At 63.6% G+C, this 19,576-nt stretch carries 17 protein-coding genes; 10 read left to right on the forward strand and 7 right to left on the reverse strand.

Annotation, left to right across the window (positions count from 1 at the left end):
* Nucleotides 1–6: 6 nt before the first annotated feature.
* The gene (locus ACFVHY_RS01350) at nt 7–828 is read left to right on the forward strand and encodes a mycofactocin-coupled SDR family oxidoreductase (protein ID WP_390267352.1); all 822 of its coding nucleotides are present in this window, start codon (nt 7–9) and stop codon (nt 826–828) included.
* Between the two features lie 45 nt (nt 829–873).
* Here ACFVHY_RS01350 and ACFVHY_RS01355 read toward each other — a convergent pair whose 3' ends face one another.
* Nucleotides 874–1,683, reverse strand: coding sequence for a mycofactocin-coupled SDR family oxidoreductase (locus ACFVHY_RS01355; RefSeq protein ID WP_390267355.1), 810 nt, complete (start codon nt 1,681–1,683; stop codon nt 874–876).
* 244 nt (nt 1,684–1,927) lie between these two features.
* Between ACFVHY_RS01355 and ACFVHY_RS01360 the strand changes: the two genes are divergently transcribed.
* The 3 genes from ACFVHY_RS01360 (at nt 1,928) to ACFVHY_RS01370 (ending at nt 5,638) form a co-directional block, all read left to right on the forward strand.
* Nucleotides 1,928–3,493, forward strand: a complete 1,566-nt coding sequence (locus tag ACFVHY_RS01360) for an FAD-dependent oxidoreductase (RefSeq protein WP_390267358.1) — start codon at nt 1,928–1,930, stop codon at nt 3,491–3,493.
* Between the two features lie 68 nt (nt 3,494–3,561).
* Nucleotides 3,562–4,518, forward strand: a complete 957-nt coding sequence (locus tag ACFVHY_RS01365; RefSeq protein WP_390267361.1) for a TIGR03619 family F420-dependent LLM class oxidoreductase — start codon at nt 3,562–3,564, stop codon at nt 4,516–4,518.
* A gap of 46 nt (nt 4,519–4,564) precedes the next feature.
* Nucleotides 4,565–5,638 carry an aldo/keto reductase gene (locus ACFVHY_RS01370; RefSeq protein ID WP_390267364.1) on the forward strand — a complete coding sequence of 358 codons (1,074 nt, stop codon included), beginning with the start codon at nt 4,565–4,567 and terminating at the stop codon, nt 5,636–5,638.
* A gap of 79 nt (nt 5,639–5,717) precedes the next feature.
* Here ACFVHY_RS01370 and ACFVHY_RS01375 read toward each other — a convergent pair whose 3' ends face one another.
* From ACFVHY_RS01375 to ACFVHY_RS01385, 3 genes are all read right to left on the reverse strand, one after another.
* Nucleotides 5,718–6,389, reverse strand: coding sequence for a PadR family transcriptional regulator (locus ACFVHY_RS01375; protein WP_390267366.1), 672 nt, complete (start codon nt 6,387–6,389; stop codon nt 5,718–5,720).
* Nucleotides 6,390–6,498: 109 nt separating this feature from the next.
* Entirely contained in the window at nt 6,499–7,929 is a 1,431-nt protein-coding gene (locus ACFVHY_RS01380; RefSeq protein ID WP_390267369.1) for an MFS transporter, read from the reverse strand.
* A 66-nt stretch (nt 7,930–7,995) separates the two neighbouring features.
* The gene (locus ACFVHY_RS01385; RefSeq protein WP_390267372.1) at nt 7,996–9,255 is read right to left on the reverse strand and encodes an alpha/beta fold hydrolase; all 1,260 of its coding nucleotides are present in this window, start codon (nt 9,253–9,255) and stop codon (nt 7,996–7,998) included.
* Nucleotides 9,256–9,527: 272 nt separating this feature from the next.
* On the opposite strand from ACFVHY_RS01385, the gene ACFVHY_RS01390 reads away from it, so the two are divergent.
* From ACFVHY_RS01390 to ACFVHY_RS01410, 5 genes are all read left to right on the forward strand, one after another.
* Nucleotides 9,528–10,727, forward strand: a complete 1,200-nt coding sequence (locus ACFVHY_RS01390; RefSeq protein ID WP_390267375.1) for an amidohydrolase family protein — start codon at nt 9,528–9,530, stop codon at nt 10,725–10,727.
* A gap of 26 nt (nt 10,728–10,753) precedes the next feature.
* Nucleotides 10,754–11,926, forward strand: coding sequence for a lipid-transfer protein (locus ACFVHY_RS01395; protein ID WP_390267378.1), 1,173 nt, complete (start codon nt 10,754–10,756; stop codon nt 11,924–11,926).
* Nucleotides 11,923–12,360 carry a Zn-ribbon domain-containing OB-fold protein gene (locus ACFVHY_RS01400; RefSeq protein WP_390267381.1) on the forward strand — a complete coding sequence of 146 codons (438 nt, stop codon included), beginning with the start codon at nt 11,923–11,925 and terminating at the stop codon, nt 12,358–12,360. The genes ACFVHY_RS01395 and ACFVHY_RS01400 overlap by 4 nt, the downstream gene beginning before the upstream one ends.
* A gap of 104 nt (nt 12,361–12,464) precedes the next feature.
* Nucleotides 12,465–12,899 carry a nuclear transport factor 2 family protein gene (locus ACFVHY_RS01405; RefSeq protein ID WP_390267384.1) on the forward strand — a complete coding sequence of 145 codons (435 nt, stop codon included), beginning with the start codon at nt 12,465–12,467 and terminating at the stop codon, nt 12,897–12,899.
* Between the two features lie 50 nt (nt 12,900–12,949).
* Nucleotides 12,950–13,720 (forward strand): SDR family NAD(P)-dependent oxidoreductase, encoded by a 771-nt coding sequence (locus tag ACFVHY_RS01410; RefSeq protein WP_390267387.1) that lies wholly within the window; start codon nt 12,950–12,952, stop codon nt 13,718–13,720.
* Nucleotides 13,721–13,831: 111 nt separating this feature from the next.
* Here ACFVHY_RS01410 and ACFVHY_RS01415 read toward each other — a convergent pair whose 3' ends face one another.
* The gene (locus tag ACFVHY_RS01415; protein ID WP_390267390.1) at nt 13,832–15,340 is read right to left on the reverse strand and encodes an FAD-dependent oxidoreductase; all 1,509 of its coding nucleotides are present in this window, start codon (nt 15,338–15,340) and stop codon (nt 13,832–13,834) included.
* A 585-nt stretch (nt 15,341–15,925) separates the two neighbouring features.
* Here ACFVHY_RS01415 and ACFVHY_RS01420 point away from each other — a divergent pair.
* On the forward strand, nt 15,926–16,594 hold the full coding sequence (locus tag ACFVHY_RS01420) for a helix-turn-helix transcriptional regulator (protein WP_390267393.1): 669 nt from the start codon (nt 15,926–15,928) through the stop codon (nt 16,592–16,594).
* 223 nt (nt 16,595–16,817) lie between these two features.
* Here the strand turns inward: ACFVHY_RS01420 and ACFVHY_RS01425 are convergent, their stop codons facing one another.
* Both ACFVHY_RS01425 and ACFVHY_RS01430 read right to left on the reverse strand, forming a co-directional pair.
* Nucleotides 16,818–18,332 carry an MFS transporter gene (locus ACFVHY_RS01425; RefSeq protein WP_390267396.1) on the reverse strand — a complete coding sequence of 505 codons (1,515 nt, stop codon included), beginning with the start codon at nt 18,330–18,332 and terminating at the stop codon, nt 16,818–16,820.
* A 295-nt stretch (nt 18,333–18,627) separates the two neighbouring features.
* A complete protein-coding gene (locus tag ACFVHY_RS01430; RefSeq protein ID WP_390267399.1) occupies nt 18,628–19,545 on the reverse strand; it encodes a VOC family protein in 918 nt (305 codons plus the stop codon).
* Nucleotides 19,546–19,576 lie beyond the last annotated feature (31 nt).

The raw sequence follows: 19,576 nt of genomic DNA on the forward strand, positions 1-19,576 counted from the left end.
GAGAACATGATGGGGATGCTGGACGGGAAGGTCGCGTTCATCACCGGAGCCGCGCGTGGTCAGGGTAGAAGTCACGCGATCCGGTTCGCGCGAGAGGGCGCGGACATCGTCGCCCTGGACATCTGCGACCAGGTGCCGACCGTCGCGTACGATCTGGCGACGTCGGACGATCTGGTCGAGACCGCCGCGGCAGTCGAGGCCCTCGGGCGCCGAATCATCGCTCGGCAGGGCGATGTTCGTGACATCGACCGACTCAAGGAAGTGGTGGCGGAGGGCGAATCTGAGCTGGGCGGGTTGGACATCATCGTCGCCAACGCCGGGATCGCCGCGATGGGTTCGGAGGACGATCCGTCCGCGGTGTTCCGAGACCTGTTGGACATCAACCTCGTCGGCGTCTACAACACCGTGATCGCGGCAGTCCCGAGTCTCATCGAGAAGCGATCGGGCGCAATCGTGTTGACCAGCTCCACCCAGGGACTCAAGGGCACCGGCGGAAATGGCAGCGGCGGAGCGTCGGGCTACGCGGCGTCGAAGCACGGGGTCGTCGGACTGATGAGGTCGTTCACACACTGGCTCGGCCCGATGGGCATCCGGGTGAACACCGTGCACCCGACGGGTGTGGCCACACCGATGATCCAGAACCCGCATGTCGAGCGGCTGTTCGCCGAGAACCCCGAGGCATTCGGTGATTCGGTCAGCAACATCCTCCCGGTGCCGTGGGTCGAATCGAATGACGTCTCGGATGCGGTCCTCTACCTCGTCAGTGAGATGGGCCGTTACGTGACCGGGGTCGCGTTACCCGTGGACGCCGGATTCACTGCTCGTTGAGCATTCCGGTGCTCGTCGTCCATCGATGGTGAGCACCGAAATGCCTCAGCGGGCGAGGATTCCGAGGTCGACCCGAACTTCGGATCCAGTCATGTGCCGAGACTCATCGGACGCGAGGAAGGCGACTGTGTCCGCGATGTCCTCGGGCTCGGACACCGTGTACGGCAACGCGTTCATGAACATCGGTGCGAGCGTCTCGGCGTACTGCTCCAGGTACGGCGACATGTCCGGGATCGTCATCTCGGTGTTGACGCCACCCGGATGGACTGTGTTGACGCGGATCCGGTGGCTGCCGAGTTCGTTCGCCATCGTTCGCGCCAAGCCGACGATGCCGTGCTTCGACGCGGCGTAGTGGCCGACGAATGGCATCCCGCGGAGCCCGGCGGCCGAGCTGATGACGATGATCGAGCCACCGGTGCCCTGCTCGATCAGGATGGGGACCGTCGCCTTCGCCGTGTAGAAGACACCGGTGAGGTTGGTGTCGATGGTCTCGTGCCACTGCTCGAGGGAGATCTCCCACGACATGGCGGCCGAGCAGATGCCCGCGTTGGCGACGACGATGTCGAGTCGACCCAGTTCGGCGACGCCGTCGTGTACCGCCGCGGACAGCCCTTCGAAATCTCGTACATCGACCTCGCGGGCGACGATGCGCCGGCCGGTCGCCCGGACCAGGCGGGCGGTCTCATCCAGGTCGGACGGGGTCGGTCCGGCGTAGGCGGTGGTGTCGGCGGTCTTGTTGTTGTCGATCGCGATGATGTCGGCACCTTCGGATGCCAGTCGTATCGCGTGTGCCCTGCCCTGACCGCGGGCCGCGCCCGTGATGAAAGCGACCTTGCCCTCCAGACGACTCGTCATCGCCAACCTTTCGCTCCATACGAATGACCGCGGGATGCGGCGTTCCACGGTGCACAGACCACGTGCCGGCGAGGCTATTGGATCGGTGGCCGACTTCGGATCGAGACTTCCGGCCAGTGGAAGAGGAGATCGATTGGACGTCAGAATCTTCCGCCCATCGGGAACTCCTCGGTGAACTCTTCGCGGCCGTGACTAGCGTCACCGCAGTCGAGGTTTGTACGAACGATTCAGAGAGATGGGTGTCATGGGCGATACCGCGGATGGAAAGACCTTGCCGACCGAGGTCGACGTCATCGTCGTCGGATCCGGTGCGGCGGCACTGACCGGGGCGTACACCGCCGCGACACGTGGGATGCAAGTGCTCGTCCTGGAGAAGGCGCCCGTCATCGGTGGGATCAGCGCATACTCGGGCGCAGGCATCTGGTTGCCGGGCAACGCCGCTCTCCGTCGGGCCGGCGTCGATGACACCGTGGATGCCGGCGTGGCGTACGTACGCGCCACGGTAGGTGACCGCACGCCGCGGGACCTGCAGGAGACCTACGTGCGCACGGGCCCGGATCTCGTGGAGTTCTTGGAGGCAGACGAGGCGATCGAATTCGCCCACCATCGTTTCCCGGACTACTTCGATGCCCCGGGGCGGGCTCTGCCCGACGGTCGCACGATTCGGCCGCTCCCGCTTGCCGGGAATGTGCTCGGAGAACGACTGACGCTCATCAGACCCATGATCGGTGCAGACATGTTCGGACTGCCCGAGTCCAGGGATCTGCTCGACGGCGGTCAGGCTCTCATCGGGCGACTCCTGCTGGCACTCGACGGAACCGGAAACGCAGATCTCCGTACGCAGTGTCCGATGCACTCGCTCGTGCTGACGGACGGGCGGGTCACCGGAGTGGTGGCGGGGGAGGGACGCGAATCGGTGACGGCACGCAGCGGGGTGCTGCTCGCTGCCGGTGGGTTCGAGTGCGATGAGAGCCGTCGGCGAGAGCATCACGGGTTGCCCGGCGCCGCCTGGACGTCCTCGCCGGTTGGGTCCAACACCGGCGATGCCATGGAGGCGGCTCGATCGGTCGGAGCCGCCGTCGATCTGCTGGACGAGGCGTGGTGGTGCCCCTCGGTCTTGTTCCCGAGCGGGCACTCGGTCTTCGCCTCGATCATCTCCGGTGGGATCTTCGTCGATCCGGACGGGCAACGGTTCGCGAACGAGTCGCTGCCGTATGACCAGATGGGGCACGCACTGAAGCAGCAATACGCGAAATTCGGACCGGAGGCCGAGTTCTGGTGGATCTTCGACTCCCGTACCGAGAGCATCCCGGGCTTCTGCGGCTTCTCCGGACCGCTGCCCGACGCGACGGAATTCCGAGCCGCGGGTCTGTGGCGCAGCGGTCGGACGCCCGAAGAGCTCGCGGAGCGAATCGGAGTGCCCGCGAGGAATCTACGGGCCACGGTCGACCGGTTCAACGAGTTCTCGAAAGTTGGATTCGACAGTGATTTTCACCGAGGCGAGGACGACTACGACAGGTTCTTCGGCGTCGGTGACGGACCGAATGGCGTGCTCGTCCCGTTGACCGAGGGGGACTTGCACGCGGTCCGGATAGTGCTGGGTGATCTCGGTTCGAAAGGCGGTGCCGTCATCGACCGTGACGGCCGTGTCCTCGGCGACGACGGAGCCCCGATCCCGGGCTTGTTCGCCGCGGGTGGCTCCACGGCATCCGTGGCGGGCCATGTGTACCCCGGTCCAGGAGTACCACTGGGCCTCGGGATGGTCTTCGGTTATCGAGCGGCATCGGAGATGTCCGCTTCAAGACAGTGAGCAGTATCGGGGGCGGGTTGTGCCGACCTCGCCGAACGTGCGTCGAAAGACGAAGGAGCTGAGCAACGTTGAACTATTCCGGACGACGTCCCAAGGTCATGCTGGCGATGAGCGAGCTGCTGACCCTTCTCGAGCCCAAGGACGAGCGCCGCCATCTCGACATGGCCAAAGCGGCTGAGGACGAGGGCATCTCGAGTCTGTTTGTCAGCGAACACGTGGTGATGGGTGGCTCGGCGAACGCGCTGGGAGCACCCGAAGAGCCGAGGGACTGGGTGCGACCAGGAATGCAGGATCCGGCCACCCCGTGGCCGTCGCCGCTCATCAAACTGGCGGCCATTGCGGGAGCGACGTCGACGATCAGGCTCGTCGCTGCCGCGCTCATCGCGCCGTTGCGGCACCCGATCATCGCGGCCAAGGACATGGCTACGTTGGACTTGATCTCGGGCGGGCGACTCACTGTGATGCCTTCGGTGAGTTGGCATGTCGAGGAGTACCAATCCCTGCAGGTCGACTTCGCGACTCGGGGGCGACGCCTCGACGAGCACCTGATGATCTGGGAGGCGTTGTGGCGCGACACCCCCGCGACACATCATGGCGAATTCTACCAGTTCGACGACACGTACTTTTCGCCGAAGCCGTCGTCCGGCAGGGTGACCACCTGGTTCGGCGGCGATTCGCTGAGTCCGGCGCTCCTGCGTCGCGTCTGTCGACACGGAGACGGACTGTTTCTGGGTTTCCCCCTCGATACGGACGACCGAGACCGACTCGACGCCGCGATGCGGGACGTCGGTCGCCGTGCTGACGAACTGGAGATCGTCGGATGGGTGGCGCCTCCGGAGTTTCCTCGCGGCGGGGGGCCTGCCGATATCGAGCGAGCGCTGGAGGCCGTGGCACCCACGCGGCTGGCAGCAGGATGTGACACCTTGGCGATCAAACCGTCGGCCTACATCGATTCCCCGGACGAGATGGCTGATTTCTGCCGCTCGGTGAATCGCACACTCGCGAACCTGTTTCCGGAGTCCTGACGGATCCGAAACAACTACTACTCGACACCGAAAGGTTGACATACCGATGACAGAACTCGATGACTATCGGACGCTCGGGCGGACCGGGCTCCGGGTGAGCAGTTTGGCGCTCGGAACCATGACTTTCGACGACGGGACCTCGGGCACTGCTCCGGAGGATGCCTTCGAGCTACTCGACTGCTATCTCGATTTCGGCGGGAACTTCCTCGACACGGCAAATCAGTACAACGGTGGTGCGTCCGAAACAACTCTCGGACAATATTTTTCAGCGCGGCCCGGTCGCCGTGACCGAGTGGTCTTGGCGACGAAGTTCGGGTCCTCGTTGTCGCCTGACGACCCCAATGCCGGGGGCGCGGGGCGCAAGGCGATTCACACTCAGGTCGAAGCGTCTCTGCGACGGCTGAATTCGGATTATGTGGACGTACTGTGGATGCACCATTGGGACCGCAACACCCCGCTGGAGGAAACTGTTGCCACGCTGGACAGTCTCGTCAGAGCCGGCAAGATCCGCAGCTTCGGTGTGTCCAACACCCCGGCCTGGTGGACCGCCCAGGCCTCGACGACTTCTCGGTTCCAGGGTTGGGAACCACCCGCGGGCATTCAGGTCGAGTACTCCCTTATGCGGCGGTCCGCGGAGGGCGAGCAATTCAGCGTGGCTCGTGAGCTGGGGCTCGGTGTCACCACGTGGAGCCCCCTGGCCTCAGGTGTGTTGTCGGGCAAGTACACCCGTGGATCGGAAACGGTGACCGACTCCCGACGGGCCGTGTTCGCCGGCGCGCAGCTGACCGAGAAGGACTATGACCTTCTGGATGTCGTTGCTCGGATTGCGGACGAGCTCGGCACCACCAGCGCCGGGGTGGCGCTGGCGTGGGTGCGTCAGCAGGATGTCGTCACATCCGTGCTCGTCGGTGCGAGAACCGTGGGACAACTGCGCGACAATCTGGCTTCGGCCCAGGTCACGTTGTCCGATCATCAGCTCGAGGAGCTCTCCCGCTTGTCCCGTCCGGAGCTGGACTATCCCTACCCATTCCTCAACGACTTCTCGGTCAGTTATCAACAGGGAAACACGACTGTCAACGGTCGGCGGTCAACGGCTTTCGGCTTCGGCTATCTCGGCTGAGTCGAGACACGACAGTGTCGACTGGTGCCGCGGCGCAGGTTCGGGATCATTTCCGAACCCTCGCCGCGGCATTGGTGTCCTAATCGGAGATCGAGCGGAGATCCGCCAACAGCGTCTGGGAACTGGCCAATTCGTGCTCGTACTGACGTCGGCAGTAATCCATGACCGCATGGTGCCAGGCGGCTCGCCCGGCGTAGGTTGCCATGTCCGTATCGTCGAAGGTCGGCAGTTGGTCGATTGCCAGGACCCGCTCCTTGTGGGCTCTGGCCTCCGCGCTTGCTTGCGCGGCCAGGGACGCGAGTTCCTCTTCGACGTGGGCGATGTGGCGCTCGAGTGCGGCCAGCACACGGTCGGGGTCCTCGGCCCGACGACCGAGCCACAGCCGGAGGAGAACTGTGTTCTTGATGATCATCGGGTCGGCGTCCGGCCGTTCGGTCCACTCGGCCAGAGCCCTTGATCCCAGGTCGGTGATGCTGTAGCGGAGGGTGCGTTTCACCCTGCCCTGCTGGACCACCGTCGCATCGATGTAACCGAGGTCCTCCAAACGGCGCAGTTCTCGTCTGATGTGGCTGAGCGCCGGCGTCCAATAGAAGTGCCGCAGCTGATTGTAGGCGCGTTCTTGGATCTCGACCGCGGTGAAGCGCTCGTTCGGTGACAGCAGTCCGAGTGTCGCGTAGCCGGTCATCGGGATCGATGACGGACCCGCGTCGGACGCGTCCGCGGGCCGCGTAGAGGTGCTTCTGTTTCTCATTGGTACCGATGATCTCCGATGTGGACGCGTGCGGCCGTCCTCCCATGGTCAGCCATCTCTGCAGGATGATACGTCGTGACCGGCACGCGCAGCGCGGAGCCGCGGACCGTCACGTCGGGGAGGCCACCGGCGAGCGCGCGGGCTTCCCGGGCAGCAGGATCGCCGCGGCGATGACGATCGCGCTACACACACAGCAGGTGAGGTATGCCGCGGTGAAACCCGACCAGGACGGGGACCCGTGGGCATCGCCGGCAGCGAACACCGACAACACCGCAGCCACCATGGCGCTGCAAGTGGTGCTTCCGACGGTGCGGATGACAGCGTTCATCCCGGTGCTGGCCGCGATCTCGTCGGCCGGTGCGGCCTCGACGATGAGCAACGGCAGCGTGCTGTAACAGATCGCAGTGCCGACCGACGTGACGAACAAGGCGCCGATGACACCCCACAGCGGCTTGTGCGGGACGGAATGGATGCCGTAGCCGACGGTCAGGAAGGCCGCGCCCACGAGCATCGTCCGACGCGCGCCGAACCGGGTAGTGGATCGCGCGGCGATCCGTGCCAACGACATCATCGCTACGCTCGCCGGGATCTGACACGCCGCCGCGACCACCATCGAGAGCCCGTAACCCGCTCCACCGTCCCGCCCGCCTTGCAGGAGTTGGGTGGTGATCAGCAGGTTGCCGAAGAAGGCGAATCCGACCAGAAAAGTGATGAGGTTGGGTACCAACAGCTTACGTTCGGCGAGAAGCCGCAGGTTCACGAGCGGGTATCGATGACGGAGCTGCTGAAGGGTCCAGCAGCAGAACAGTACTGACGATGCCGCCGACAGCGACCACACCAGGGGGCTTGTCCATCCCCAGTTCGCGCCTTGGGTGATCGGGAGCAGGAGCGCGACGAGTGCGACGGACAGTCCGATGGCGCCGATCCCGTCGAACGTGCCGACAGGGTTGCGTGCGGACTCCCGGACGACGAGCCCGGCCGCGACGACCGTCAGCGCGCCCAGGATCGTGGTGATGACAAAGGTGACATGCCAGTGCAGATACTGCGACACGACGGCGGAGAACGGAATCGCCACCGACGCACCGAGTCCCAAGGACGCCGCGACCATCGCGATCGCCTGCCCGGCGACCGCCTTCGGCAATTGGTCGCGGAGCAGTGCGATGCCCACCGGAACGACGGCGGACCCGGCACCCTGTAGGCCCCTGGCCATCAGAAGCCAGCCGATGTCCGAGGTGGCGGCGCACACCGCCGATCCGGTGGTCATCATGACGAGGGCCGCGATGAAAATCAGCTTCTTGCCGTACATGTCGGCGAGGCGTCCGAAGATCGGATTGACCACGGCGCCGACCAGGAGGGTGATGGTGACGAGCCATGACACCGTTGCCCGGTCGGCTCCGGTGATCGCCGGGAGAACCGGAAGAAGCGGGAGCATGACTGTCTGCACGCACGCTTGGAAGAGCGTTGCCGCAACGACGATCGCCAGCAGCGGTGCCGTTTTGGTCGTAATGTCGGGCGACGCTCGGTGCTGGCTGCCTTCCATCAGGACGCGACGGTCACGGCGTCGCTCGGCGACGTGTGGGCCATCGCGCCGGACGAGAGGCCGGCATCAGGCCTTCGCGATCTCGGTGAGTACGGGGTCCAGCGTCTGGGTGAACGCAACCGGGTTCTCGGACGGGCCGAAGTGTCCGGCGCCCGGGTTGACCTCGAAGTGCACCCCGTCGATGGCCTCGGCGAGACGCTTGCTGCCCCCGGTGATCGCCAGGGCATCGTATTCACCGGTCAGCAGGTACACCGAAGTCTTCTCCGTGTCGATCTCGGCGGCCTGCTCGGCCGTCAGGTCATGGTCCTGCATGTAGTAGTAGATGTCTCCGGTGAAGACCGGCGGCGCGCCCTGGCTGTAGGTCCAGGCGGTTTCACGGCGGTACGCCTCCGGACTGGTCGGTGCCATGACGCCGAGCATGCTCGACGACTTCCATTCGTTGGACACGCGCGGATGAAACCAGCTGCGGACCCGGTCCGGGCTCGCCAGATGTTCGGTAGGCATCGCGAGCGCGCCGTTGAGCGCGATCACTGCCCGATACTTGCCGGGGCGGTAGTAGGCGAGGTCGGGTGCGAGCATGCCACCGACCGAGCAGCCCATGAAGGCAGGTCGGTCGAGTTCGAGCGCCTCAACGAATGCGTCGTAGAACTGGAGGAGGAAGTCGCGCGTGAGTTTGTAGTCCTCGGTCCACCAGGCGCGGCCGACCGGGGGGAGGGACTTGCCGTGAAAAGGTAGGTCGACGGCGATCATCTGGAACTTGTCCTGGTAGTCCCTGTTCTCCAGGATATGTCGCCACTGGCGACCGTCGGCGCCTGCGGTGTGCTGGAGCAGCAACGGGATTCCGGTGCCGGTCTGCTCGTAGTAGACACGGTATTGGACGCCGTCGACATCGAGATACAGGTAGCGGCCGACGGTGTCGTCGAACTTCCGGTTAACCCGCTGCGGAGTGGTGTCCGCGGGTATTCCGTGAAGCTGGTCCCGCATCAGATCGACCAGGCGTCTGATGGCTGCGTAGTACGGACCGAACACGAGGAAGTCCGCGTCGACCGTGAAGCCGTGGGCCTTGTAGAGGTCATGCCAGCCGGCCTCCGGAACGGCGGCCAGCAGCTTGGTCCACTCCTGCGCCGGCGCTGTGATGAGGACATCGTCCGGACCCAGCTCGGCGTCAGCCGGCCCCACACTGATGTGTCCGTCGTCGAGACGGAAAGTGACCGTCTCCCGGCCGAACGACAGACGGAGAAGACACGTCCAGTAGCGCGCTACCCGGGGGAATTCGCCGTCGGCGTTTGCCGCCGTCACGACGGCGTCAAAGTCGAGGTTCAGCATGTGGCCAGCCTTCCGTTGTATTCGTCTGCTGCGATGACGGAACATTAGGTTTGGTTCGAGAACCGGGTCAATCGATCCTTCTACTCAGTGGGCAGGCCGCCGAGATCGTGCCGGCGACTGTGTGATCATTCTGTTCAGAAGCGTTTTCCGTTCGGTCCGGCCGTTGCACGCGTGGAGGCAGGGCTTCCACTGAGCGGTCAGGAGAATGGACGGACTAATAGTCCGCAAACTAATGTTCTAGAAGTCCGCATGACTGGAAGGAACCCCGAAAAATGGCTACACCCGAGCAGCTACTCACCGGCCCGCTCGCCGGCATGAAGGTCGTCGACGCCGACACCCACCTCACCGAGCCGGGTGATCTGTGGACCTCACGCGTTGCGAAGAAGGACCAGGATCGCGTGCCGCGCAAGGTTCGTGACGAAAACGGCCGCGACACTTGGTATTACAACGGTGATGACGTTTTCGCTCGACCGGCCGGCGCGGGCTCGGTCATCCGCAAGGACGGCGTCAAGCAGTCGTTCCTCGACTGGAACATCGAGAACGGACTGCAGTGGGACGAGGTGGACGTCGGCTCGTATGACACCAAGACCCGACTCGAGCGGATGGACGAGATGGGCATCTGGGCCCAGATCGTCTACCCGAACGCAGCCGGCTTCGGTGCGCACCGCCTCACCAAGATCCCTGATCGTGACCTCGCGCTCCTGATCGCCAAGACGTACAACACCGCGATGGCCGACATCCAGGAGGAGTCGGGTGAGCGCATGTTCCCGATGGCACTCTTGCCTTTCTGGGACATCGAGGCCTCGGCCAAGGAGGTCGAGCGATGTGCCGAACTCGGACTTCGTGGCATCACGATGTGCAGCGAGCCGCAGTCCGCGGGGTTCCCGAATCTCCTTCAGTCGGACTGGAACCCACTGTGGGAAGCCATCACGGATACGGAGATGGTCGTCAACTTCCACGTCGGCGCATCGGAATTCGGCATGGAGGCGTACTACAAGGGCACCTGGGAGGGTGGCGACAAGTGGCGCCAGGGCATCGTCGGCGCGGCGATGATCGAGCTACACAACGCCAAGGTCCTCGCCAACATGCTCACCAGTGACCTGCTCGACCGCTACCCGAAGATCAAGTGGGTGTCGGTGGAGAGCGGCATCGGGTGGATTCCCTACGTCCTGGAGCGACTCGAGTACCAGATGCTCGACTCGGCCATGCCCGGCAAGTCGTTGCCGAACCCGACGCAGCAGTTCCGTGACCACATGTACTCCTGCTTCTGGTTCGAGGAGATCGGACCGAGCCGCATCCTCGACCGGATCGGCTTCGACAACGTGCTTTTCGAGACCGACTACCCGCACCCGACATGCCTGTATCCGAGTCCGGTGGAGCACGGCATCAAGGTGCTCGAGCCCTGGGGTCCGGAGGTCACCCGCAAGGTCATGAGCGAGAACTCGATCAAGTTGTACCGTCTACCGGCCTGACGACGCCGCAGAGGAGCAGACACGAGATGTTGGGGTCAGCCGCGGTGGTCGGCGTGGGTGAATCGGTGTACTACAAAGCTGGACGTGCGCCCGACACCGTTGAGCAGTTGGCCTCGACGGCCATTCGCAACGCGGTTGCGGACGCCGGCCTGGAGATGGCTGACATCGACGGAGTCGTCACGTACAACACGCCACTCGACTCTGCCGGCCTCAAAGCCGCGAACATGGCGTCCTGGCTGGGGTTCGGCGATCTGAAGTTCGCTGCGAACCCCACCAGCGGCGGCGGCAATCTCGGTGCGGCAACGGTGGCGATGGCCGACGCCGCCGTGAGCTCCGGGTACGCGCGCAATGTCGTCGTCTACCGCGCGCTGGCGCAAGGGACAAAACGATACGGGCTCGTGCACGGTCCGAACCTGGTCGGCGGCGAGGCCGCATACCGAACGCCGTACGGGTTGGGTGCGCCGGTCGCGTTCAACGCGGTGTTGGCGATGAAGTACATGCACGATCACTCGATCTCGCAGGACGCGCTCGCCGAGATCGCGTTGGCGTCCTACGCCCACGCTCAGCAGAACCCACGTGCGGTCATGTATGGGAAACCGTTGTCCCGGGAGGTCTATCACGCGTCACGGTGGATCGCCGAGCCTTTCCACCTGTTCGACTGTTGCCAGGAAAACGACGGCGCCTGCGCGATCGTCGTCACCAGCGGTGAGCACGCACGCGATCTGCCGAACACACCGGCCTACATCCGGGCGGCAGCGAGCGGGATGCAGCCGAAGGGCGGCTACTGGGCGTTCAACGACGACGCGTTTCCCAGTGGCAGGTACGCAACCATCGGCAGGGATCTGTGGAACCGGGCGGGAGTACGGCCGGAGGACATCGATGTGGCGCAGTTCTACGAGAATTTCACCGGCACAACGCTGATGGCCATCGCTGATATGGGCTTCTGTCGCCCGGAGGAGCTCGAGGCGTTCGTGTCGGACGGCCGGCTCCGGGCACCCGATGGCGGTCTGCCGATCAACACCAGCGGCGGCAACCTCGCCGAGGCCTATATTCACGGGTTGCAACTGATCAACGAGGCCGTGCGCCAGATCCGTGGCGAATCGGTGAACCAGGTGCCGGATGTCGAGCTGAGTCTGTCCGTGGCCGGCCCCGGGACACCGCCGGGCAGTGCCGTTCTGTTCTCGAGGAGCGCAGCATGACCGACGGAAAGCGTCACCTTCCCGATGACATGCCGTTGCCGCTGTTGGACGACCGGAATCGGCAGTTCTTCACGTCCGGCACCCTGGCGCTGCAGACATGCCGCTCCTGCCGGGTTGTGCAGCATCCGGCCGGTGAATTCTGTTTCACCTGTGGCAGTTTCGAGTTCGATTATCCGGAGGTGCCGCCGACGGGTGTGATCAGCAGCTACACGACGGTTCACCACGTGACCCATCGAGCATTGACCGACTCGGTACCGTACGACGTGGTCATCGTCGAGATCGATGCGCATCCAGAGGTCCGTCTGGTCGGTAACCTGATCGGCGAGGTCGCGGCGCCGCGGATCGGCGCCCGGGTACGAGGGGAGTGGACTGAGCCGCTCGTCAGCGCCGAGCAGGAACCGGTCCGGCTACTGCAGTGGCGTCTCGAAGAGTAAGGCAATCGGATGCGTCTTGCCGGCAGACCGCCGCTCCCGAACCAATCGCTTCACGACCGGCCCGGTGCATGCGGGCACTCATATCGGTGAAAGGAACACCTGACGTGGATCAAGCAGAGCGGGTGGCGCAGATCGCGATCATCGCCGACCTCATGTCGCGGCTCGCGCAAGCGGCCGACTTCGGGACGCTGGAGGAGTACGTGGACCTCATGACCGACGACGTCGTATGGGAGTACCCGGGGTCCAAGGTCATCGATCTCGCGCCCCAAGCGCGGCGAGGTCGGCAGGACGTCCTCGACGGAGCCCGGGAGCGACGCGAGAGTGGGCTCCAGGGTCCGGGTACCGGCACTGTGCACGTGGTGACCAACATCTCGGTGACGCCGGGTGACATCGAGGCCCACTCCATGGGCTACTTCCACTTCTATGTCGGAATCGACGTCGGCACACCGACTTTGCAGGCCATCGGTGTCTACAACGACAGATATCGGAAGCATGAGGGTCGCTGGAAGCTGGCACATCGCAGGCTCAGTTTCGGCTAGGACGACGAGTCGCGCGAGTCGCGGACACGTACGGGTGAGGAGTGAAGACGATGACGGAGTTCGGGTCACGGGTCGGTGCCGCGTTGGTCACCGGTGGGACAGGCGGTATCGGCAGCGCGGTCTGTCGTCGACTCGGAGAGCTCGGTTCCGACGTCGTCTTCACCTACCGGAACAACGGCACCGTCGCGCGCAAGGTGGCCGCCGACATCGAGTCCGGCGGGCGGTCTGCGCGAGGTGTCTCGATCGATCTGACCGACAGCAGCGCACTGGAATCTCTGATCGCCGAGGTCGTCGAACAGTTCGGCGGAGTACACACCGTCGTCCACGCGGCGGGCCCGCACGTCCCCATGGTTCATCTGTCGAAGGTTTCCCCGGATCAGCTCGGTACTGCATTGCAGGGAGAAGTGACCTCGTTCTTCACGGTGGTCTCCGCGGCCTTGCCCGAGCTACGCCGCGCACATGGCTCGGTGACTGCCGTGACAACTGCGGCGACGGCGAGGTTCCCTGTGCGGGACGGACTCTCCGCCGGTCCGAAGGCGGCGGTCGAGTCCCTGGTCAGGGCTTTCGCAGTCGAGGAAGGACGTTTCGGGGTGCGGTTCAACAGCGTGGGGCCCGGGATGCTGACCGATGGTATGGCCGACCGACTCATCTCGACCGGTGCCCTCGATGCGCGTGCGCTCGAGGTGACCCGCTCGAACATCCCGCTCCGGCGGTTCGGGGTGGCCGCCGACATCGCCGAAGCCGTCGTGTTCCTGGCATCCGATCGAGCGAACTTCATCTCCGGGCAGAAGCTCGATGTGGATGGTGGATACGGGGTGTAGTGGTCAGACACCTTGCCTCAGAACACTCGTGACCTACCAGACGGTGGCCGTCGCCACCCCGCTGCAGCCACCTCCGGCTCGCTCGGCTTCGGGCCCGAGCACGAGCGGGTGTCACACTGTGGTTCGGTGGGCACCACCCGCCGAGGCAAGCGCAGGCTTGCCGTCCTCTGCTGCGAAGTCCTCTGCGGCGGAAGCTGCCTCGCGCCCGGCGACACGCCCGAAGGCGAGAGCGTCAGCGATGTGAAAACCGCCGTCCTTGTTCCAGCTGTAGGTGGCGCTCAACTCGCCGGCGGCATACAGGCCGCTGATGACCTCGCCACGGGTGTCGACAACCCGTGCGCGGCCGTCCCGCCTCGGTCCACCGTCGCTCCATCCCAGAAGCGGGCTGACAGTCAACGCGTAGAACGGTGGCGTTCGGACAGCACCCAACGAGTCCGAGCGCCGGCCGAAGTGGTCATCCCGCCGCGCATCGCATGCATTGTTGTACATGGCAATACTCGTCACGAGCGTAGCGGCATCGATACCGAGTGACGGAGCCAGTTCCTCGATCGACTCGGCTCGCACGATGAGTCCTCGTTCGATCTCTGCCGAGTTGTCCGGCGACCACTGATGCCGTTCCATGAGGAGCTTCCAGCCGACCTGCATGGTATCGAGCCCGGGCGCCACAGCTCCGGCGTTGCGGAATTCCTCATCGAAGACCATGAAAAACGGAGACTTGGGAAAGAGCTCTTCCTGCCCGTTACGTGACACGTGGCCATGCCTGTTGGGGAGGGATTCATCCATGAATCGCCGGCCGTCTCTCCCGAGGAAGACGAAGTTGTTTGCCAAGGCTGGATACAGAAGCAGACCCGTCTTGTCGCCGACATCGATACCGGTGATCGACATCATGTTGTCCATATGCCACAGATCCGCCCCGGCCCGCATGGCCAGATGGTGGCCGTCGCCGGTGTTGTGTGGTGATCCCCAGAGGACATGCCCCTCTACGCCGAGAAAATCGTGAACCATGGTGTCGTTTGCCGCGAATCCTCCTGTGGCGAGGACGACTCCACCTCGTGCACGAATGCGGATCAGCTCACCTCGAGACGCCACCTCGACGCCGACCACCGATCGGTCGCCGTCCAGGATCAGGTCCGTGGCCGGCGACTCGTACCACACGTCGATCTGGGCTCGATTCACCGCGGAAGTCAAGAATTGGTGAAGTCTCCCATTTCCGAGCTCGCCGCCGATCGTGTCCATCCCGCCATAGCAATCCGAACCCTCGTGTTCGTAGAATTCCGGTGTTGCGTGAAAGTGAGGATTCGGCTTGACATCCGCACCGATATCACGCAGCCACCTCGAGTTCATGGCGGTCTCTGAAGCCCAAGTCGTCACGACATCGTCCGGAACACGACGCACCCCGCACAGCGAACGAAGGTAAGTTTTTGCTCTGTCCGGGTCGGAATTGATGAACCAGCCCCCTCCGGTCACTCGGGTGTTTCCGCCGGCGATCTCGCTCGGACACTTCTCGACAACCAGCACGCGAGCGCCTTCGGTTCGTGCGCTGATCGCGGCGGCGGCGCCGGCCGCTCCCAACCCGATCACAACCACGTCGGCTACTTCATCGAAACCCTGATCGTGCACTGTGCAACCTCCATTGTGTGTGGTGGATCACAGCATTCCCCGTCGTCGTCGTCGTGCAATATCCCGATTCCCATTGGGTGGGAGACGAATTGGGCGTGTCGAGAGGCGCTCAGCGGGGATTGTCACGATCCGGAGAGGGTCGGTGTCAACTCAGGCGACCAGGTGTAGGGTAGCTCCGCAGTGACAACGGGATACGGCCGTTCTCGGCGAGTTGCTGGATCGTTCGACGCAGGTTCGGACAAGCCTCTTGTGCTTGGGCGGGTCTGCCGGCGTCGCAGTGACGCGCGAACTCCGCACACGCCGTCGAAGACCGTTTTATCCATTGGACACTGGTATGTTCTGGACTGTACTTCTCCACGAGTACTCGATTCTCGCAGCTGCTGCAGCCGATTTCATCCAACATGAAGGTCTCCTGTCGACATGACGAGCTGTTCGGTGACCGAACAGCTACTCCGACTCCGGGTGCCTGTCGCTGGCTGGCGTCCGTAGACGCTCCTGAGTCAAGTAAATTCAGTAGAACACCGGCAGCGACGAGCCAGCACCCTGACGTCCCACTGGGCGGGCGTTCGGTTGATGGGTGTGCGGTTGATCGCCGACGAAGGAGGATGGGGCATGCGGCCAGAGGACGAGCAGGACACCGATGACCTACCGTCCACCAGTTGGGCGGTTCTCGGCATCTTGACCTATGGATTCGAACTCACGGGGAATGATGTCAAGCGATGGGCGGACTACGCGCTGGCGTTCTTCTACTGGAGTCCGTCGGTGAGTCAGGTATACAGCGAGCTGAAGAAGCTCGAGAAGCTCGGACTGGTGAGTTCGCGCGTGATCCGCGAACCGGGCGAACGTGCAAAGCGGGTTTACGTGATCACCGATCAGGGTGCGGCCGCAGTCCAATCGTGGGCGCACAGTGTCGACATGGACCCGCCGGTCCTCAAACACGGTCTGATACTGAGATTGTGGATGGGGAACATGAGCGACCCAGCCAGGCTGAAGAGCCTGGTCGAGACGCATATCGCGAATACGGAGTCACAGCTGCTACGAGCCCGGAGTGATGAAGCCGAGGCCGGCGACGAGCCGGCTTGGGCCTACGTGCGGCTGACGTTGAGATGGTCGGTCCGCCGCCTCGAGTCCGAGCTGGCGATCGCCCGCGATCTGTTGGCCGACATCGATACCGCTGCGGAAGAACTCAGTCATGCGACGGTCGTGAATCGTCATGGGGTGCCGGTCCCACCGCATTTTCGAGCTCGACTCTGATCCGGCGCCTGGCAACAATCTCAGGCACCGCAGGGTGCGGGAATGGGAAAGTCATGGCCCGTCGGTCGAACCGGATGCAGTCAGAAACCGGTGTGGCTCGGTCGACTTCGGCATGTCGAAGTCGACCGAGCGCCACATAACCGGCAGCGGGGGGTATGCGTGGTCGGTTCCGGAACTCGGACGACGCGACATCTCTGCGCACCGGGCAGTGCGGCCTGAAATGTCATCGACTGGTGGCCCCGCTCCCGACTGAAGTGCCGTCAATGACTTGCGAGGTGGCGGCGCCGGGAGCGGACAGCTGGGTGAAGACTCTGGGAATCGCAACCGCGGCAGCGCATCCGACGAGTGCGGCGCCACCAGCCACCATCCACGCGAGGGTCATACCGGTCTGCGAATAGACGGGATAGCTGGTGCTCGATGATTGCGTCATGTTCGCATTAAGGAAGGCGAATGCTATGACCGGGAGAATTGCACTCATCAGAGACTGACTCGTTGCCACGATACTCGCGGTGGATGCCTGGAGCTGAGGGGGTACAGCGCGTATCTGGATGTTCGGGATGGAGCCGTAGACGATGCCCATTCCCAGTCCGATGAGGACGAAAGCGAGCAAGACTCCCGATCGGCTTTCCATGACCGGAATCACCAACAACGATGCGAGCCCGAAGAGTGCGGACCCTGAGATCGCGGTGACACGAGGGCGAGTTCCGCGCGACACCAGCGCACCGACAATCAATCCGCCGATCATGGTGGCGGCGCCGTATGGTGACTGAAAGAGCGCATACTGTTCTGCGTTGACACCGAAGCCATAACCGACGGCGAGGCCGACGGGCGCCATGCACATGAGGGGCATCAACGTCAGCGAGACCGCACTGCTGCCGTACGCCATGCCAGCCATGATTGTGGTCATGCCAACGGGGCGATTCAGAACCAGCCTCAGGTCGATGAGTGGTTCAGAGATCCTGGTCGCCGAGTAAGCCCACAGAATGAGTAGAGCCGCGCCGCCGAGCACAAACATCAGTGTCTTGGCGTCGGTCCATCCCCAGCTCGTGCCGAAGCTGACTGCGATGAGAACGGCCCCGATGCCGCCTCCGAGAAGAACGGCGCCAAGGGGGTCGATACGGGCCTTGAGCCGGTAGAGGCTCTCGTCGGTTGTGACGAGAATCAAAACGCCGGTCACCGCGATGACGATTGCGAAGAACCAGAAGATGCTCCGCCATCCGAACGAGTCAATCAACCAGCCGGTCAGGAACGGGACCGGAATACTGATGAGACCCATCCCGCTGGTGGCGATGGCAACGGACATCGGAACGGTGCGCGGGGGATAGATGTCACGGATCAACGAGTAACTCAGGAACAAGCAGGCGACCAAGACCCCACTGAGCGCTCGGCCCGCAAGCAATACCCAGTAGGAAGGGGCCACAGCTGATAGCAACGCACCGATCGATGCGATCACGGCGCAGGCCAGCAGGACCTTTCGCTTACCGACGGTGTCGGCGATCTTTCCGAGTGCTGGGCTGATCACCGCTCCGACCAACAGGAACGATGTCTGGATCCACGCGCCCTGGTCGGTATCGAAGTCGACCATGATGCTGGGCAGCCCTGTCGCTATCATTCCATAGTTGAGCGCAAGGGTCTCGAGTAGAATCACGAGAGATATCAGAGACAGTACGAGTCGTACGGTCCATCCGTTGCTATCCGACAATCTCGGCTTGCTGTCGCGTTGCTGCGGTAGGCGCATTGGGACTACTTTCTGATCCCGTATCCGTCGGGTTGCGGGCATCTGGGATTGCTCTGGTGAAAGAACGCCAGCCGGATTGACAATGCTGGCGGAACAGACGAGCCGCGTTACCGAGGCTCGCGACGACGTTTCAGTGCTCGTGGTATGTCCACAGCGTGTTCACGCCGAGAACGCGGCTGTCACCGCCACCGATTGTTCGCATGCCGGACTCGAGGGGGGGTTCGACGACGTACACGTCTCACGGCCGTACGACCCGGAACAGGATGCTGTCGTCCTGCCCCAGGTCGTACTGGACTCAAGGTTGCAGAGCCGGGAGCGGCTCGCTGGCGGACCAGTCGTGACCCCAGTAGCTGTCGGCCGTGATCTCTTCTGTCGAATAGTCGCGTTGGTCGACGAGGCGTCCACCTGTTCCGAACTCGATATCCCAGCCTCCAGGTGTCCGGACATAGAACGACACCATTTTGTCGTTCGTGTGCCGGCCGATCGTCGACGAGATCGAATATCCGTCTTTGACGACTCGATCCAGTGCTTGGCCGACAGCGTCGAGGGTGTCGACCTCGACCATGATGTGGATCAAACCCGGGTCTCGATCTGCCGCTGCGGGACCGATGGCCAAACTGTGGTGACGCCGGTTCACTCCCAAGAACTCGAACCTCTTGACCTCCGTTTCGTCGTCGGTGGGAATCCGGAACGAGCCTCGCGGAGAGAAGCCCAGCACTCCGGTATAGAAGTCGAACGCCTCGAGCGCATTCGTCGTCGGCAAGACGACGTGACCGAGCCCCTCGGCCCCGGTGACAAACGTTGCACCGTAGGGTGTGATGAGCGGGCTGTGGTCGAGGACGGCCCCGTCGAAGATCTCGACGGTGGTGCCGCAGGGATCGGTGAACGCGAGCACTTCACGTACCTTCCGCCTATCGGCCTCGGCCTGCGAGAGCACCTTGAATGGCACCGATGCGGCAGCTAGTTGCTCCTGAACACGTTCAAAAGCAGGAGTATCGGCGACTTCCCAACCGACCCCGGTGATGCGGTCGCGCTCGCCGGGCGAGATGACGATACGTGATGTCCGCTCATCCAGTCGGAGGTAGAGCGAGCCCTCATCGGGACCGGTTCCCTCTGCGAATCCCAAACCGGCGAGGGCAAACTCCCGCCAGCTCTTCATATGCTGTGTCTCGACCCGGACATAACCGAGGCCTTTGATTTCGGATACGACCATAGTGCTGTACATCCTCTCCATGGGAGGCAAT

Source organism: Gordonia sp. NPDC127522 (genome assembly GCF_042672305.1).
Taxonomy (GTDB): Bacteria; Actinomycetota; Actinomycetes; order Mycobacteriales; family Mycobacteriaceae; genus Gordonia; species Gordonia hongkongensis.

Excerpts from the sequence above, each read along its gene's own strand:
- ACFVHY_RS01350 (WP_390267352.1), top strand. The coding sequence starts at position 7 with ATGATGGGGATGCTGGACGGGAAGGTCGCGTTCATCACCGGAGCCGCG.
- ACFVHY_RS01355 (WP_390267355.1), bottom strand. The coding sequence starts at position 1,683 with ATGACGAGTCGTCTGGAGGGCAAGGTCGCTTTCATCACGGGCGCGGCC.
- ACFVHY_RS01360 (WP_390267358.1), top strand. The coding sequence starts at position 1,928 with ATGGGCGATACCGCGGATGGAAAGACCTTGCCGACCGAGGTCGACGTC.
- ACFVHY_RS01370 (WP_390267364.1), top strand. The coding sequence starts at position 4,565 with ATGACAGAACTCGATGACTATCGGACGCTCGGGCGGACCGGGCTCCGG.
- ACFVHY_RS01375 (WP_390267366.1), bottom strand. The coding sequence starts at position 6,389 with ATGAGAAACAGAAGCACCTCTACGCGGCCCGCGGACGCGTCCGACGCG.
- ACFVHY_RS01380 (WP_390267369.1), bottom strand. The coding sequence starts at position 7,929 with ATGGAAGGCAGCCAGCACCGAGCGTCGCCCGACATTACGACCAAAACG.
- ACFVHY_RS01385 (WP_390267372.1), bottom strand. The coding sequence starts at position 9,255 with ATGCTGAACCTCGACTTTGACGCCGTCGTGACGGCGGCAAACGCCGAC.
- ACFVHY_RS01390 (WP_390267375.1), top strand. The coding sequence starts at position 9,528 with ATGGCTACACCCGAGCAGCTACTCACCGGCCCGCTCGCCGGCATGAAG.
- ACFVHY_RS01395 (WP_390267378.1), top strand. The coding sequence starts at position 10,754 with ATGTTGGGGTCAGCCGCGGTGGTCGGCGTGGGTGAATCGGTGTACTAC.
- ACFVHY_RS01400 (WP_390267381.1), top strand. The coding sequence starts at position 11,923 with ATGACCGACGGAAAGCGTCACCTTCCCGATGACATGCCGTTGCCGCTG.
- ACFVHY_RS01410 (WP_390267387.1), top strand. The coding sequence starts at position 12,950 with ATGACGGAGTTCGGGTCACGGGTCGGTGCCGCGTTGGTCACCGGTGGG.
- ACFVHY_RS01425 (WP_390267396.1), bottom strand. The coding sequence starts at position 18,332 with ATGCGCCTACCGCAGCAACGCGACAGCAAGCCGAGATTGTCGGATAGC.
- ACFVHY_RS01430 (WP_390267399.1), bottom strand. The coding sequence starts at position 19,545 with ATGGTCGTATCCGAAATCAAAGGCCTCGGTTATGTCCGGGTCGAGACA.